General features: G+C 69.1%; 14 protein-coding genes and 1 pseudogene. 6 read left to right on the plus strand and 9 right to left on the minus strand.

Going from position 1 to position 14,369, the window contains the following annotated elements:
- Positions 1-128 precede the first annotated feature (128 nt).
- Complete coding sequence (locus tag KEG57_RS23790) at positions 129-941, minus strand: SAM-dependent methyltransferase (RefSeq protein ID WP_272423186.1); 813 nt, start codon at positions 939-941, stop codon at positions 129-131.
- 19 nt (positions 942-960) lie between these two features.
- Positions 961-1,803 carry a helix-turn-helix domain-containing protein gene (locus tag KEG57_RS23795; RefSeq protein WP_272423187.1) on the minus strand — a complete coding sequence of 281 codons (843 nt, stop codon included), beginning with the start codon at positions 1,801-1,803 and terminating at the stop codon, positions 961-963.
- Between the two features lie 109 nt (positions 1,804-1,912).
- Here KEG57_RS23795 and KEG57_RS23800 point away from each other — a divergent pair, with 109 nt between their 5' ends.
- On the plus strand, positions 1,913-2,419 hold the full coding sequence (locus KEG57_RS23800; protein ID WP_272423189.1) for a J domain-containing protein: 507 nt from the start codon (positions 1,913-1,915) through the stop codon (positions 2,417-2,419).
- A gap of 363 nt (positions 2,420-2,782) precedes the next feature.
- On the opposite strand, the gene coaE is transcribed toward KEG57_RS23800, so the two are convergent.
- Genes coaE through KEG57_RS23830 form a run of 6 tightly spaced genes read right to left on the minus strand, consistent with a single transcriptional unit; the run spans position 2,783 to position 9,142 of the window.
- Positions 2,783-3,397 carry a dephospho-CoA kinase gene (gene coaE / locus KEG57_RS23805; RefSeq protein WP_272423191.1) on the minus strand — a complete coding sequence of 205 codons (615 nt, stop codon included), beginning with the start codon at positions 3,395-3,397 and terminating at the stop codon, positions 2,783-2,785.
- Position 3,398: 1 nt separating this feature from the next.
- The gene (locus KEG57_RS23810) at positions 3,399-3,968 is read right to left on the minus strand and encodes an NUDIX domain-containing protein (protein ID WP_272423193.1); all 570 of its coding nucleotides are present in this window, start codon (positions 3,966-3,968) and stop codon (positions 3,399-3,401) included.
- Positions 3,965-4,615, minus strand: coding sequence for a cysteine hydrolase family protein (locus tag KEG57_RS23815; RefSeq protein WP_272423194.1), 651 nt, complete (start codon positions 4,613-4,615; stop codon positions 3,965-3,967). Before KEG57_RS23815 ends, KEG57_RS23810 begins: the two co-directional genes overlap by 4 nt.
- A 12-nt stretch (positions 4,616-4,627) precedes the next feature.
- Entirely contained in the window at positions 4,628-6,013 is a 1,386-nt protein-coding gene (locus KEG57_RS23820; protein WP_272423196.1) for a nicotinate phosphoribosyltransferase, read from the minus strand.
- 31 nt (positions 6,014-6,044) lie between these two features.
- Entirely contained in the window at positions 6,045-7,394 is a 1,350-nt protein-coding gene (locus KEG57_RS23825; protein WP_272423198.1) for a cation:proton antiporter, read from the minus strand.
- A complete protein-coding gene (locus tag KEG57_RS23830) occupies positions 7,376-9,142 on the minus strand; it encodes a glycoside hydrolase family 15 protein (protein ID WP_272423199.1) in 1,767 nt (588 codons plus the stop codon). Before KEG57_RS23830 ends, KEG57_RS23825 begins: the two co-directional genes overlap by 19 nt.
- 212 nt (positions 9,143-9,354) lie before the next feature.
- Here KEG57_RS23830 and KEG57_RS23835 point away from each other — a divergent pair, with 212 nt between their 5' ends.
- Together KEG57_RS23835 and KEG57_RS23840 are read left to right on the plus strand one after the other, a co-directional pair.
- A complete protein-coding gene (locus KEG57_RS23835; protein ID WP_272423200.1) occupies positions 9,355-9,849 on the plus strand; it encodes a MarR family winged helix-turn-helix transcriptional regulator in 495 nt (164 codons plus the stop codon).
- 5 nt (positions 9,850-9,854) lie between these two features.
- The gene (locus KEG57_RS23840; protein WP_272458814.1) at positions 9,855-10,241 is read left to right on the plus strand and encodes a hypothetical protein; all 387 of its coding nucleotides are present in this window, start codon (positions 9,855-9,857) and stop codon (positions 10,239-10,241) included.
- A gap of 322 nt (positions 10,242-10,563) precedes the next feature.
- Here KEG57_RS23840 and KEG57_RS23845 read toward each other — a convergent pair whose 3' ends face one another.
- Complete coding sequence (locus KEG57_RS23845) at positions 10,564-11,178, minus strand: type II toxin-antitoxin system RatA family toxin (RefSeq protein WP_272423203.1); 615 nt, start codon at positions 11,176-11,178, stop codon at positions 10,564-10,566.
- A 227-nt stretch (positions 11,179-11,405) separates the two neighbouring features.
- On the opposite strand from KEG57_RS23845, the gene KEG57_RS23850 reads away from it, so the two are divergent.
- From KEG57_RS23850 to KEG57_RS23860, 3 genes and pseudogenes are all read left to right on the plus strand, one after another.
- Positions 11,406-12,551, plus strand: a complete 1,146-nt coding sequence (locus KEG57_RS23850; RefSeq protein WP_272423205.1) for a hypothetical protein — start codon at positions 11,406-11,408, stop codon at positions 12,549-12,551.
- A 112-nt stretch (positions 12,552-12,663) separates the two neighbouring features.
- A complete protein-coding gene (locus KEG57_RS23855; RefSeq protein WP_272423281.1) occupies positions 12,664-13,485 on the plus strand; it encodes a CDP-alcohol phosphatidyltransferase family protein in 822 nt (273 codons plus the stop codon).
- 8 nt (positions 13,486-13,493) lie between these two features.
- Positions 13,494-14,342, plus strand: a pseudogene (locus tag KEG57_RS23860) (phosphatase PAP2 family protein); the annotation flags it as partial.
- Positions 14,343-14,369: the final 27 nt, after the last annotated feature.

A 14,369-nucleotide genomic window follows, 5' to 3' on the forward strand; every position in this document is an offset into this window, starting at 1 on the left:
GGGCCGGTCGTTACCCCATCGCCATGGTCGCGACTGCCGCCTCGGGCCGGTCGTTACCCCATCGCCATGGTCGCGACTGCCGCCTCGGGCCGGTCGGTTTTGCGCACCCAAAGAAGCCGCCGTAGCCCTCAGCCTTTGCGAGCTTCGACGAGGTAGCCGCGCGGGACGCCCTGCACGTGCGGCGGCGTGGCGGGAAAGGGCCAGCGACCCCACGCGTTGCCGATCACGCTCGCGTCTGTGATCTCGGTCTGGAAGCCATGCGCGGCAGCGAGCGAAGCGGGGTCGTCGGTCGCGAAGATCCATGGCGCACCGAGCTCGCGCATGTAGCGGAGCACGGACTCGCGCATGACCGAGAGGAGCGCTTCGCCGACGACGTCGTAGAGCAAGACCGAGCCTCGGGCCGAGAGGCGACCGATCCGCTCGAAGAGGCCATGCACGACGCTCGCCTCGAGATACTGCAAGAGCCCTTCGGCGAGCCAGGCCGTGGGCGCGTTCGGATCGAAGCCCGCAGCGAGGAGCACGGCGGGCCAGTCGTCGGCGAGATTCACGGCGAGCGCATGCCGCTCACAACGAGGCTCCGCCGCGGAGAGCCCACGCGCCTTGGCCTCGATCATCGCGCGTTGATCGAGCTCGAACAGCCGCGCGTGACTGCGGAAGGGCAAACGATACGCGCGCGCGTCCATGCCGGCAGCGAGGATCACGAACTGCGTGATGCCTGCATCTTGCGCCCGCAAGAGAGCCTCATCGTAGTAGCGCGTGCGCACTTCGATGATCGGGATGGAAGCGCCGCTGGCGGCGCGGTAGTCGCGCAGCGCGGCGCGTCCGGCCTCGCCTGCGAGGTCGTGCGCGAACGGGTCTTCGAAGAGGCGATCGCTGCGGATGGATTCCTCGGCGCGCATGGCGGCGACGAGCAGAGCGGTGGTCTCGACGGGATGGTCCATGGCGCGGACCGTGCCGCGCTCAGGCCGTGGGATCTTGGATATTTTTGCCGCGCAGGGGCACGTGGTTCGGGCGTGCGCATTCGCGAGCGAGATACGCGCGCGGGCTCATGCCGGTGAACGCGCGGAAGTCGCGGTTGTAGTGCGCCTGGTCGAAGTAGCCGTGCTCGGCGGCAATCTCGGCTCCGCGCGTGTCGCGCGCGCTTTCCAGACGCCGCAGGGCCGCCTGGAAGCGTCGCACGCGCCAGTAAGCCTTCGGCGCGAGCCCAACCTGGTCGCGAAAGCGCGCGATGAGCTGACGCGGCGATAGGCCAGTGCGCGCATTGACTTGCGCCACGCTCTCGAGCCACGGGTCCTCGAAGGCGCGCAGCGCTTCAGCGACGGCGGGATGACGCTGGAGCGGTCTCCGCGCGCGCTCGCGCAAGCAAGCCTCGAGGATCGCGAACCGTCGTGTTGGCGTGGCCGCCTCGGCGAGTCGTTCGCGCAGATCACGCGCGCTCGGGCCCCAGAGCGCCTCGAGCGGAACCTGCGTGCCTTCGAGATCGCCAGCCGGAACGCCAAGAAAAGGAAACGCGCCGCCAGGCCTGAAGTGCACGCCCATGACGGTAGTTCGTGGTTTCGGGCCGATGGTGACGAAGCCGGCGGCAGCGCCGCTGAGCACGATGCCCGGAAACGGCCCGAGCGGAGTCACGGCATCCACCGCGAAGAACTCGAGGCAGTCGGCATCGAGGTTGATGATGAGATCAAGACTGCCAGAGGGAAGAGCGCGTTCGCGGTCCGCAGGCGCAGGATCGCCGTCGTAATGCCACAAGCAGTCGACGAACGCGCCGAGCGGAGGTCCAGGTCGGTAGATCGAAGACGGCACGAGGGAAAGCGTGGGCTTCGCGAAGACGCGGCGTCAACGAGCTCGCCTGGGCCCCCACTCCCGCGTGACAGCCCGCCGCTTCGCAGCCATCCTTCGCGCCGAAGTCCTCATGTCCGGCGTCGTCTCCATCACCACCACCAAGCGTCGCCGCTACCTCTGGTGCGCATGGTGGACAGGCGAGCCCACGCGCACGCCCTTCCGCAAGCCCGACGCCTCCTCCGGCGGCGCCAAGACCCTCGAAGAAGCGCACAAGCAAGCCGAGCGCGCCGCCGGCCGTCCCCTCCGCGAGATCGAAGCAGTCTGGGCGCGCGCCTGGATCCGCGTGCAAGCAGGTCAGCCGCCCTGGGTGGAGACCAAAGAACGCACCCGCCGCGAAGAACCACCGCCCGAAGATTCACGACAGAAACGTCGCAAATTCATCCCCTCCGTCGCCGATCCCAACGTCTGTCCATTCGAAGTCCTCGGCCTGCCAAAGTCCGCCTCCCCCGACGACATCCGTCGCGCCTTCCGGCGCCTCGCACTCGAAACGCACCCCGATCGAGGCGGCAACGCAACCGCCTTCATCCGCGTCACCTGGGCCCGCGACGAAGCCACGCTCCGCGCAAAGCGCGCATAGGCGAGCGCCGCGCCGGGGCGCTGCCCCGGACCCCGCGGGGGCTGTCCGCCCCTCGACCCGGACCAGGGCAAGCCCTGGACCTCAGGTGGAAAAACTGCGCTCCGCGCAGTTTTTCCAGCAGGCCGGTGGCAAGACCACGAGGGTCGTCTCACGCGGCGACGGGCGTTGCCCATCGAGCCGTCAGCGTCGCTGCCTTGGCTGGCAAGGTCGTCGCCTGTCTTGCCACTGGCTGTTCGATGAACTGCGCATCGCGCAGTTCATCGACCCCGAGTCCAGCGCTTGCGCTGGTCCGGGTCCAGGGGTGGACAACCCCTGGTCGGGGTCCGGGGTGAAACCCCGGCGCGGCGCGGCGCGACGCTCCTCTCAGCTCTCGGCTGCCTTTGCGCGGATCGCGGTGAGCACCTCGTCGGCGCGCTGGAGTGTTTCCTCCATCGTGCCGCTCGTGTCGATGACGTAGTCGGCGACCTTCACCTTCTCTGCGACTGGCATTTGCGCGCGGATTCGCGCGCGGGCGGCCTTCTCGTCGACTCCGTCGCGCTCCATCGTGCGCTTGACTTGCAGCTCTTCGGGTGCGGTCACCACGACGAGTGGGCGAAATGCGTCTTGCATGCCGTTTTCCACGAGCAGCGTCGCTTCGTAACATGCGAGGGGCTCGCCGCGCTCCGCGAGCTCTTGCGCGAGCATCATCGTCCGCGCCCCGATGCGCGGGTGCAGGATCCGGTTCAGCGCGCGGCGCTTCTCCTCGTCGCCGAACACGATCACTCCGAGCTTGCCTCGATCGAGCGTGCCATCGGCCCGAAGCACGCCTTCGCCGAAGAGCTTTACGATTTCTGTGAGCCCGCTCGTCCCCGGTGCGACGGCCTGACGCGCCACCACGTCCGCGTCGATCACCTGCACGCCTTGCTCGCGGAAGCGTGCTGCGACCGTGCTCTTGCCGCACGCGATTCCGCCCGTCAGGCCGAAAAATACGAAGGGCATTTCATCCTCGCGAGAGCGCGGTCTCGACCGCTCGCTGCGCCTCTTCTCCCGACATGGGTTGACCAAAGAGCATCGGCCCCAGCATGTCCGAGCTTGCCTCGAGCCGCGCGATTGCCCGCGCCAGCATCTCGTCGTGATCGAATGCGAGCGGGCCTGCCTCCTCGCCGTCGGCCGTGAGCTTCACACGACCTCGCTCGTCCAGACCGATCGAGAAGAACTTCGCCGCGCGCGCGTCGTCGCCGCCCTTCGCCTCGCCGCGCCGGTCGGCGGGGAGAATCGCGACGTGCGCGACGCTCACGACCCAGCCGCGTGGATCACGGCCCGGCCGCGAGAACACGCCGAGTTCGACCATAGGCAAATCTTGAATGCCCGTCTCCTCCAAAAGCTCGCGCGCTGCGCTCTCGCGCACCGTCTCCGAGGGCTCGCAGAATCCGCCGGGGATGGCCCATCGCCCTGCGAATGGATCCTTGCCGCGCTGGATGAGCAGCACGGAGACGCGACCTTCGTCATCGAGCGAGAACGTGACGACGTCCGCCGTCAAGCTCGGCTTCGGGTACTCCTTGTCGCTCACCGCATCACCTGGGACGACGTGGCGAGTTTCACGCCGGCGTTCGTCATTTCGTCGAGTGCTCGCGCGACGCCATCCGGCGTGATGCCCGCGCTCGCATCGGTCACCAGCGTCGTCGCATATCCACGCTCCGCGAGCCCGAGCGCCGCGGCGCGCACGCAGTAGTCCGTGGCCACGCCGAAGACGACGAACGAGAGCGGCTCGTCGTACCGAGCGGCGAGCGCCTTCACGAATGGATCCGCGAGCGGATTCACGAAGAGGCTGTAGACCTCCTTCTCGAAGTACACGCCCTGCGTGTCGCCGCGGACGACCTCGTCCACGATCGGCGCGATCGGCGCGTCTGCGACGTTCGGCACGAACCGGAAGTGCGGCGGCAGCGTGCCGTCGACCTTCAGCCAGCCCGGCGTGCCCTTCACGCAATGATCCGGGAAGTTCGGCTTCTCCCCGTTCGGACCCGTGCCGCTGGTGGAGGCGAACTCCCACGCATCCCAGGCGTGCGAGTCGACCGATCCGAGGATCGGGATGTGATGGGCGACCGCGTACGCGACGAGCTTGCGCATCGCGTCGGTCGGCGATCCCTTCACGTAAAGTGAGCCGCTCGGCTCGCAGAAATCGTTCTGCACATCCACGTCGACGAAGATCGTCCGCATGATCCTTCCCTCCTACGTCGCGGCCCCCACGACCCGGGCGCGTACATCTTCCACGAGCTCGAGCAGACGCGTGGAAGGCACGGCACGATACGGCTCGTCCGTGCGCTCCGTGGGCGGCGGCGCCTCGTCGAGCACGTGGAGCGCCTCCGGCAAACGCGCTAGCTCCCGCGCGACCCGCGCACGCACCACGTCGAGCCCCTCGGCCGGCTCGGTGCGCGCTCCGTTCTTCATGCGCGGCACGAGCAGCGCCTCGGGCTGGCCTTCACCAAGCCTGCGCGGATCCTCGTCCGCGAGCGCGATCACGTCACGCGCGAGCACGCCCGCGCCGTCGACGAAGCGGTAGACCTGGTGCGGCCCGGGGAACGTGGCCTTGCCCTCGGAGAACTTGCAGATCGGGATGACCTTCCCGTCCTGTTCGATCTCGACGAGCTTGTAGACGCCGCCGAGCGCGGGCGAGTCGATGCTCGCCACGAGATCCGTGCCCACGCCGTACAGATCGATCGGCGCGCCCGCGCGGCGCAGCGCTTCGATCTTGTATTCGTTGAGATCCCCCGACGCGACGATCTTCGCCGACGTACACCCGGCCGCGTCGAGGATGGGACGCACCGCGCGCGAGAGCGCGAGCAGATCGCCCGAGTCGAGCCGCACGCCCTTCAGCTTGTCCTTGGCGATGCGCGCCGCGCGCTCGGCTCCGCGAAGCGTGTCGTACGTGTCGATGAGCAGGATCGACGCGTTCGGGAACGTCGCGACGTAGTTCTCGAACGCCTCCTCCTCCGTCGCGTGCGCCATCGTCCAGATGTGCGCGGCCGTGCCCATGACGGGGATGCCGAAGCGCTTGCCCGCCTCCACGTTCGACGTGCCCACGAACCCCGCGGCGTACGCGCTGAGTGCCGCGTCGATGGCCGCCTCCGGGTGCGTGCGCCGCGTGCCGAACTCGATCACACCCGCGCTGCCCGCCGCGCGCACCACGCGCGCCGCCTTGGACCCGATCATCGTCGCGTGGTTCACCACCGAGAGCAGGAACGTCTCGACGATCTGCGCCTCGATGATCGGCGCCGAGATCCGCACGAGCGGCTCGTTCGCGAACACCACCGTGCCCTCACGGACGGCCGAGACGTCGCCGCGGAACCGGAAGCGCCGGAGGTACTCGACGAACGGCTCCGTCATCGCATCGCGCAGCGCCGGGAGATCCCGCAGGTAGCGGATCTCGTCCTCGGTGAAGGAGAGGTTCTCGAGGTAACCGAGCAGCCGCTCGATCCCCATGGCGAGGAGGTATCGACGCCTGCGCGGCAAGCGGCGCACGAACATCTCGCACGTCGCACGCCTGTCTTGCATGCCGCGGTGGAAGTACCCCGCGGCCATCGTCAACTGGTAGAGGTCGGTGCGCAGCGCGTCCACAGATCGTTGTTACGAGCACCGCACCGCTAGGTCAATGCGCGTCGGGGATCGGTGGCTTCGGCGCCTTCGCGGCCCGCCGGGAGAGGCTCCACTTGAGCGCGGGCGGCGTGACCATCGTGGTGACGATGACCATCGCCACGACGGCCGAGAAGACCGCGCCGTCGATCACGGGCTTGCCGCCCACGGTGAGCGACTGGCCGATGCTCGCGAAGATGAGCCCGACCTCGCCACGCGGGATCATGCCGATCCCGATGCTCAGCCGATCGACCCCCTTGCCCACACCGAGCGAGCACGCCTGCTTGCCGACGATCGCCGCGACCGTGAGCGCCGCCGCGAGCAGCGGCACGCCCGGCTGCGCGAAGGCGCCGAGGTTCGTGCGCATGCCCATGAGCACGAAGAAGATCGGCACGAGGAACGACGAGATCGGCTGAAGGAGGTGTTCGAGGGTCGACTCTCCGCGCGTGGTGAAATCGCGGAAGTGCATGTCCTCGAGCACGAGGCCCGCGGCGAACGCGCCCACGATCGGGGCGAGGCCGAGGAGGCCCGCGATCCACGCGAAGAGGAAGCAGAACGCGAGCCCGAGGGCGAGCAAGACGCCGCGGGCGCGCAGGCGTGAGGCGATGGGGAAGAGGCGCCGCGAGAGCTTCGCGCCGATCACGAGCGAGCCGACGAGGAACACGAGGGCCTTGCCGAAGACGATCCCGATCTCGCCGTAGCTCATCGAGCCGCCGCGATCGGCCGCGCCGAGGATGCCCGTGACGACCGCGAGGATCACGAGCCCGAGCACGTCGTCGATGACGGCCGCGCCGAGGATGATGCGCGCCTCCGGGCTCTGCGATTCTTTCAGATCCTGCAGCACGCGCGCGGTGATGCCGACGCTCGTCGCGGTGAGCGTGGCGCCGAGGAAGGCGTGCACGTACGGACTCGCGCCGGGCAGGATCCACGCGCCGAAAAGCCAGCCGAGCGCGAAGGGCGCAACGACGCCGAGCGTGGCCACGAAGAAGCTCGTGACGCCCACCTCGAGCATCTGCGCGACCGTCGATTCGAGCCCGACCTCGAAGAGGAGCACGAGCACGCCGAGCCGCGAGAGCATGTCGATGCTCGCGTCCGTCTTGATCGGCTCGAACCCCGAAAACCCGAGCAGCCCGAGGTTGCCGAGCAAGACGCCGAAGACGAGCTCGCCGAGCACGGCCGGCTGCCCGATCCGAACCGCGAGATCCCCTCCGAGCTTGGCCGCGGCGAGGATCACCGCGAGGTAGAGGACGACGGCGCCGATCGGATCGGCATGCGCGCTCCCCTCCGCGCCGAAGGCGATCGAAGGCAGGAACGCGCCGAACAGGAGGGCGAGGAGGAGACTTCTTCTTAGAGGATGTCGGACCACGGCGGGGAGGACGCGAACGCCGCGTGGATGAGGCCCACGTGGGAGTAGGCTTGGGGGAAATTACCCCACATCCGCAGATTGCGGGTCTCGTAATCCTCCGAGAGCAAGCCGACCGGCGAGAGCGCGGATCGCGCGCGATCGAGCACCTCGCGCGCCTCGGCCTTGCGGCCCACGGCCGCGAGCGCCTCGCAGAGCCAGAAGGTGCAGATGATGAACGCGACGCTCGTCTCGCCGAACTCGTCGCCGCGATAACGCATGAGCCAGCCGCCCTGCGAGAGGCGATCACGGATCGCGTCGATCGTGCCGTGCAGGCGAGGATCGTTCGGCGGCAAGAAGCGCAAGGGCGCCATCTGGAGGAGCGCCGCGTCGAGCTCCTCGCCGCCGTAGCTCGATACGAACGAGTTCAGATCCGGGCGCCAAGCCCTCTCCACGATCTCGGCGCGGATGCGCTCGGCCGCGGCGCGGTAATGGTTCGCCCGCGCGGGCCGGTGTCGCTCCGCGACGCGCGCCATGCGATCGGCGGCGCAAAAACACATGAGGCTCGAGAAGGTCTGCGGGCGCGCGTCCGAGCGGAACTCCCAGATCCCCGCGTCCGGCGTGCCCGCCACCTCGATCGCCTTCTGCGCGAGCCGCTCCAGCAGATCGAGCCCGTGCGTCGATCGTTCGGCCACGAAACGATCGTCGAGGAAGACGGGCGCGAGCGCGAGGACCATCTCCCCGAACACGTCGTGCTGGAGCTGCGTGGACGCCGCGTTGCCGACGCGCACCGGACCGTGCCCCTCGTAGCCGGGCCACGCGTCGAGGCTCGACTCTTCGAGGTCGGGCGTGCCGTCGACACGATAGAGCGGGCCGAGCGAGAGCGAAGGCGCGGCGGAGGCGGCGATGTTGAAGAGGTACTGGATGAACTGCTCGCGCTCCTCGAAGTGGCCGAGGAGCCGGAACGCCGCGAGCGCGTAGTACGCGTCGCGCAGCCAGCAGTAACGATAGTCCCAGTTGCGGCCGCTGCCCGGTGCCTCGGGGATGCTCGTCGTCATGGCCGCGACGATCGCGCCCGTGTCCTCGAAACAATGCAGCTTGAGCGCGAGCGCCGAGCGGATGACCTCCTGCTGGAAGAGCGGCGGGATGTCGCAGTGCATGACCCAGCGCTCCCAGTAGCGCTGCGTCTGCCCGAGGAAATGCTCGCAGGCCGTGGGGAGCGACTCCTCGAGCGGCGGCCCCCACGCGAGCACGAGGTGCTTCCTGCCCGTGAGCGCGAACGGGATGTCGGTCACGTACGAGAGCGGGATGTCCGTCGTGAGGCGCAGCGGGGCGGCGAAGCCCTCGTAGCGAATGTGGTTCGAACCGACGAGGCGACCGGGGGCGCCCTTGCCCCAGCCAAGCCGCGGCTCGCAGCGGACGCGCACGCGCGGCATGCCCGAGATCGGCTCGACGATCCGCACGATCATGGTCGGCCGGAAGAACCGATCGTTCTGGAAGTAACGCGGCGCGAAGTCGAGCACCCGGAAGGCGCCAGAGGACGACCGGAAGGTCGTCTCGAGGATGTTTGTGTTCGGAAGGTATCGCTGTACCCCCGGCTCACCACCCGCCGGGCCCACCGTGAAGACCCCCCCGCCCTGCTCGTCGAGCAGCGAGGAGAAAACCGGTTCGGCGTCGAAGCGCGGCAGGCAACACCACACGATCGACCCCATGCGGTCTATCAGCGCGGAATATTGGCAATTTCCGATGACGGCAAGGTCCTCGAGTCGCACCAGGGGAGGATGGCCTAGCTGTCGTTGCCGCTCAAAAGAAAAACCGTCGGAGCAAAAAACGATCGTCCGTGGGGAACCTCGACGCGTTTCGTTCCGACGGGTCGTCTGGCGCCGCCGCGCGGTCTCAGCGCGGTGCACCCTTCGACGATCTCGATCGACGGGGCGAGGTGGGCTAGCGTGGCTCGCTCGGCGGAAAGGGAATCGGCTCGGTCATGAGCGCAGCACCCAGCGAAAAGAGCGAAAAGAAGAAGCAGAAGGCGGACAAGTCCGAGAAGCTCGGCGAGGTCCTGGATTTCATGCGCCTGCTCTGGGCCGTTGATCACGCCCTGCAGTCGATGTCGAAGCGCATGGAGGCGTCGCTCGGCGTCACGGGGCCGCAACGCCTCGTGATCCGGATCGTGGGGCGCTTCCCGGGGATCTCCGCAGGCGAGCTCGCGAGCGTGCTGCACATCCACCCGAGCACGCTCACGGGGATCCTGAAGCGTCTCGAGTCGCGCAGCATCATCGGCCGCAAGCCCGATCCGGACGACGCGCGTCGCGCGCTCTTCGAATTGACGGCGCGCGGGCGCGAGCTCGACGGTCTGAAGATCGGTACGGTGGAGGCCATCGTGCGGCGCTCGCTGGCGAAGCTCCCGCCGCGAAAGGTCTCCTCGGCGCGCGACGTGCTCGGCTCGCTCGCGCTCGCTCTCCTCGAAGAGAAAGAGTAGGCCGCATGCGAGAGCTCCGCGTCGCGATCGTCCTCTCGATGCTGCTCGCCGCGTGCGGCGGGGACGATCTGGATCTGACGCCCCTGCCCAACGACGGGAAGTTCCGCCCGCCGGCGAGCGGCGAACGCACGACCGAGGCCGACGCATGCAACACGCTCGTCGACGCCCACAGCAAGCGGATGGGCACGCTCGGATGCGTGGGCTCATCACGCACGTGCCCGGGCTTTTTGCGCGCGGAGTTCAGCGCCGAGTGCCTGCAGTACGACAAGGGCAGCGTCGACGGATGCCTGGAGTTCTACGCGTCGAAGACGACCTGCCAGGACCTCGTCTCAGCGCTCGAGGGCTGCGTGATCACAGCCTACGAGGGCACGACGCCGGCCGGTTGTCCGTAGCAGGACGAGTCCCTCACCCCCATCACAACCGCCGCGCCGGGGCGCTGCCCCGGGCCCCGCGGGGGCTGTTCGCCCCTCGACCCGAACCAGGGCAAGCCCTGGACCATTTGGGGAAGAACTGCGCGATGCGCAGTTCTTCCCACAGGCCCGTTGCCGGTTGAGATGTCAGCGCTGCTGTCTTGGCTGGCAGGGGCCCGTTCGATGAACTGCGCATCGCGCAGTTCATCGACCCCGAGTCCAGCGCTTGCGCTGGTCCGGGTCCAGGGGTGGACAACCCCTGGTGGGGCCTGGGGCAACGCCCCAGCGCAGCGCCTCCAAGCGTTCAGCGTTTTCCCTCCACGAACGATCGCATCGCGTGGACGCCCTGGCTCGCGCCCTTTAGGTTCTCCGTGTTGAGCAAGCTTGTGGGCAGCGGCAGACGCGGCAAGAGGAAGACCTCGAGCTCGAGCTCGGTGTGCGCTTCGTCGATCGCGCGCAGACGCCACACCGCGTGGAAGTCCTTCACGTTGCCCTCGAGCATCGAGACGTCGTAGGTCTCGACGCCCCCCGCCGTGGCCACGAATTTGCGAACGGCCATCCGCGCCCAGAAGCGCACGGCTCCGTGCAGCGCTGTGACCTCCATGTAGATCTCGCGATCGCCGCTCTTCGTGCGACCGAGGATCTTGGAGCGGCTGTAATGCGGCATGAACCGCGCGTAGTCGCCGAACGCGAGCACCCGCGCGCGCACGGCGTCGATCGGCGCGGCGACGATCACCTTCGCGCGCCCTCGCACGAGATTGGATCCCGGGATCGGGACCGCCACCGTCGTCGGGTTTGCCGCCGCAGGCGCCGCTCCCCGCGCAGACTCCGCGCGCGCCTCCCCAACCCCGAGGACCCCCACGAGCCAAAGCGCCCCGATCCACCGCAAGCGCTCCCCGCCGCGCACTTGATGCTGCATGCGATCGATTGTGGTCCAACAAACACATTCACGCACATTTGTGGTGTGTAAACGGACGAGTTCGTTGCCAGCGTACGGCGTGGCCGAGAATGAGTAACACCGCATACTCGAACGAATCTTGGCCGGAGGTCCGAGCGAGGGATGCGGGCGTTTGACGACGCACGCGCCTCGCGGCGCCCTGGACAGCCGGCGCGTGATCAGGGGGGATAGTTATGGTTCGGATGTCCTTGATGTTTTTGTTGGGGCTCGGAGCGGCGCTCGGGGCCCTTGGCTGCGGGAGCGACGAGGTGCCGGAGCCGTCCGGGGCGAAGCCGCCCGAGCCGCCGGCGACGACCGATGCAGGACCGGGCGGCGAAGAGGCGGCGTGCGCGCCGCTCGGCGAAACGGTGGTCGTGAGCCAGGAGGACGGGACGACACCCTCGATCCTGTGGGCGAACGGGAGCTACCTCGTCGCGTGGCAGACGCTCACGGGTGGGACGGATGAGGTGCGGGTGGCGCGGATCGGCACGGACGGCAGTGTGTCGCCCGCGCACGTCGTGGCCACGCTCGCAGGCTCGCACGCTGTCCCTTCGCTGCAGGCGACGAGCAGCGGGCCGATGATCGCGTGGGAGGACGTGGGTCCGTCCGGGCTCGTCATCCAGGCGCTCGCGCTCGGCGCGGACGGGACGCCGACCGGGCAGCCCATTCAGCTCGGCACGAGCGACGCAACGGAAGCACGTGCCGCGACGGCGCCGATGTCGGGCGGACTCGCCGTGGCGTGGATGGAGACGCCGGGCGTGCGGCTCGGGCTCGTGAGCAGCGGGGGCATGAGCTCGACAACGGCGCTGCCCGGAGCGCGTTTCCCGGCGCTCGCGAGCCGAGGCAACGAGCTTGCCGTGGCGTGGAGCACGGGCGCCGAGCTCTCGATCGCGCGGACAACAGGGATGCCCGGAAGCTCGGTGACAGGGACGGTGGTGCGGACGGGCGCCGGCGAGGCGCGGCTGCCGAGCGTGGCAATCGATGCGAGCGGCGCGTCGCTCGTCGCGTGGGAGGACACGCGCGAGGGAGCGGAGCGCATCTATCTTGTGCGCGCGGCAGCAAGCGGCGCGAAGCAGGGCGAGGTGCGCGTCGAGGACGCGGAGGGCAGCGCGAACTGGCCCATCGTGACCGTCTTGGGCGAGCGCACGGCCGTCACCTACTACCAGTTCCAGGGCGGTCCGCCCTCGATCTTCCTCTCGGTTTTCGGCCCGGATCTCGCGCGTGACGGAGCCACGCTGCGCGTCTCGGGCAAAAACGCGCGCTACCCGGCGGTCGCGTTCTCGGGGAGCGAGCTCGGCGTGGCGTGGGCCGAGAAAGACGCCGGCATCCGGATGCGCCGGGTCGGCTGCGACTGACGCAGCACGGCGAGGGGCCCCAGCGAACGAGCGAGCAAACCATGCAGCGCACCCGCCTGAAAACCGCGCAGCGGGGGCGGGCGCGCCTCGTGCACCAGGGGACGTCGTGACCATGGTCATCACGCTCGTGGCGCTTCTTCTGTGCACGATGGTGGTCGCGGCTTACGCGACTCGTGTGGCCCGCTCTGGACGGGCGTCGCACCCGCGGCTCGGGCCCTCGCCCGGCAGCGCGCTCCTGCCCGGCTGGCTCGTCGAGGCCTTCTACTGGGCGATGCACGCGCCGGGACGAGCGCTCATCGCGCTGCACGTCTCGCCGGACGCCTGCACGTATGCCTCGCTCGTGTTCTGCTGCGCGAGCCTGCCGCTCGCCGCGACGGGGCGCTTCGCCGAGGCCGCGGCCGTGGTCATCGTGGGATCGGTGCTCGATGCCCTGGACGGCATGGTGGCACGCGCGCGCGGCGTCGCGTCGCCGTCGGGCGCGGTGCTCGACTCGTTCGTCGATCGCATCGCGGACGCTGCGCCCTTCATCGGGCTCGCGATCTACTACCGGCACAACGTCCTCTCGCTCGTCATCCCGCTCGCGGCGATGGTCGCCTCGTCGCTCGTGAGTTACGCGCGTGCGAAGGCCGATCAGCACAACCTCGTGCTCCCGAACGGCCTCATGCGCAGGCACGAGCGCGTCGTGTACCTCTCGGCGTCGCTGCTCCTCGGGCCGCTCGTTCCGTACACGAACGTGCTCGGCGGCATGCCTCGGCCGCTCACGCTCCTGGGCGTGGGCCTCGTGGCGGTCGTGGGCACGGTCGCGTCGATCCTGCTCGTCGCGAGGACCCGCGCGGCGCTGCGCGATCCGCGTCCCGCGGCGGCGAAAGACGCGAAGAAGTCGTTTGCCCGAAAGGGCGCCGGCGCGCGTGGTCCGCTCCCCGTCGAGCACTGAGGCGAGCCATGGCGGCGCGAGCGCGCGCTCTCCGGGAGCGCTGGTTCTTCCTGCCTGCCCTCCCCTGGATCGGATACGCGGCGCTCGTCGCGGCCGTCGACAGGCTGCGCTGGGACATCCTCCTCGCCGCGGCCCTCGCCACGACGGCGGCCTGCTGCGGTGAGCGCGTGCGTCGCTTCTACGTCGGCGCGATCCCGGCGCTCACGCTCTTCGTTCTGTACGACGCGCTCCGGTACCTGTGGCCTGCGAGCGTCTCGGCCTCGCGTGTCCTCGGCTGCGAGCTGCGCGATGTGGAGCTCGCGTTCTTCGGCGTGAGCGTGCACGGCGCGATCGTCACGCCGAACGAGTGGCTCGCGGGCCTCGCGCATCCCGCGCTCGATCTGCTCTGCGCCGTGCCGTACGGCTCGTACCTCGGCATCATGGCGGCGCAGTACACCTACCTCTGCGTGAAGAAGCCCGACGCGGCGCGGACCTTCACGAGGCTCGCGCTCGGCACGCACGTCCTCGGTTTCGCCACGTACCTGCTGCTGCCCGCGGCGCCGCCCTGGTACGTCGCGACGCACGGCTGCGGGATCGATCTTGCGGCGCACGGCTCACCGGCCGCGCTCACGCGGGTCGACGCGTGGCTCGGCTACGGCTACTTCGCGTCGCTCTACGGTCACGGCGCCGTGGTCTTCGGCGCGCTCCCCTCGCTGCACGTCACGTATCCGCTTTATGGATTGATCGCGACGTTCCGCACCGCGAGCGCGCCCTCGCGCGCCCTGCAAATCGCCTACGCGCTCGTGATGCCGTTCGCCGCGGTCTACCTCGGGCACCACTACGTGATCGACGTGGTGCTCGGGCTCGTGTACGTGGGGATCGTTTACGGCCTCTTGCTCGTGGTG

It is taken from the genome of Polyangium jinanense (genome assembly GCF_028435365.1).

Bases quoted from the DNA above. Each gene is read 5' to 3' on its own strand.
- KEG57_RS23790 (WP_272423186.1), bottom strand. From the start codon at position 941: ATGGACCATCCCGTCGAGACCACCGCTCTGCTCGTCGCCGCCATGCGC.
- KEG57_RS23800 (WP_272423189.1), top strand. From the start codon at position 1,913: ATGTCCGGCGTCGTCTCCATCACCACCACCAAGCGTCGCCGCTACCTC.
- coaE (WP_272423191.1), bottom strand. From the start codon at position 3,397: ATGCCCTTCGTATTTTTCGGCCTGACGGGCGGAATCGCGTGCGGCAAG.
- KEG57_RS23815 (WP_272423194.1), bottom strand. From the start codon at position 4,615: ATGCGGACGATCTTCGTCGACGTGGATGTGCAGAACGATTTCTGCGAG.
- KEG57_RS23835 (WP_272423200.1), top strand. From the start codon at position 9,355: ATGAGCGCAGCACCCAGCGAAAAGAGCGAAAAGAAGAAGCAGAAGGCG.
- KEG57_RS23840 (WP_272458814.1), top strand. From the start codon at position 9,855: ATGCGAGAGCTCCGCGTCGCGATCGTCCTCTCGATGCTGCTCGCCGCG.
- KEG57_RS23845 (WP_272423203.1), bottom strand. From the start codon at position 11,178: ATGCAGCATCAAGTGCGCGGCGGGGAGCGCTTGCGGTGGATCGGGGCG.
- KEG57_RS23855 (WP_272423281.1), top strand. From the start codon at position 12,664: ATGGTCATCACGCTCGTGGCGCTTCTTCTGTGCACGATGGTGGTCGCG.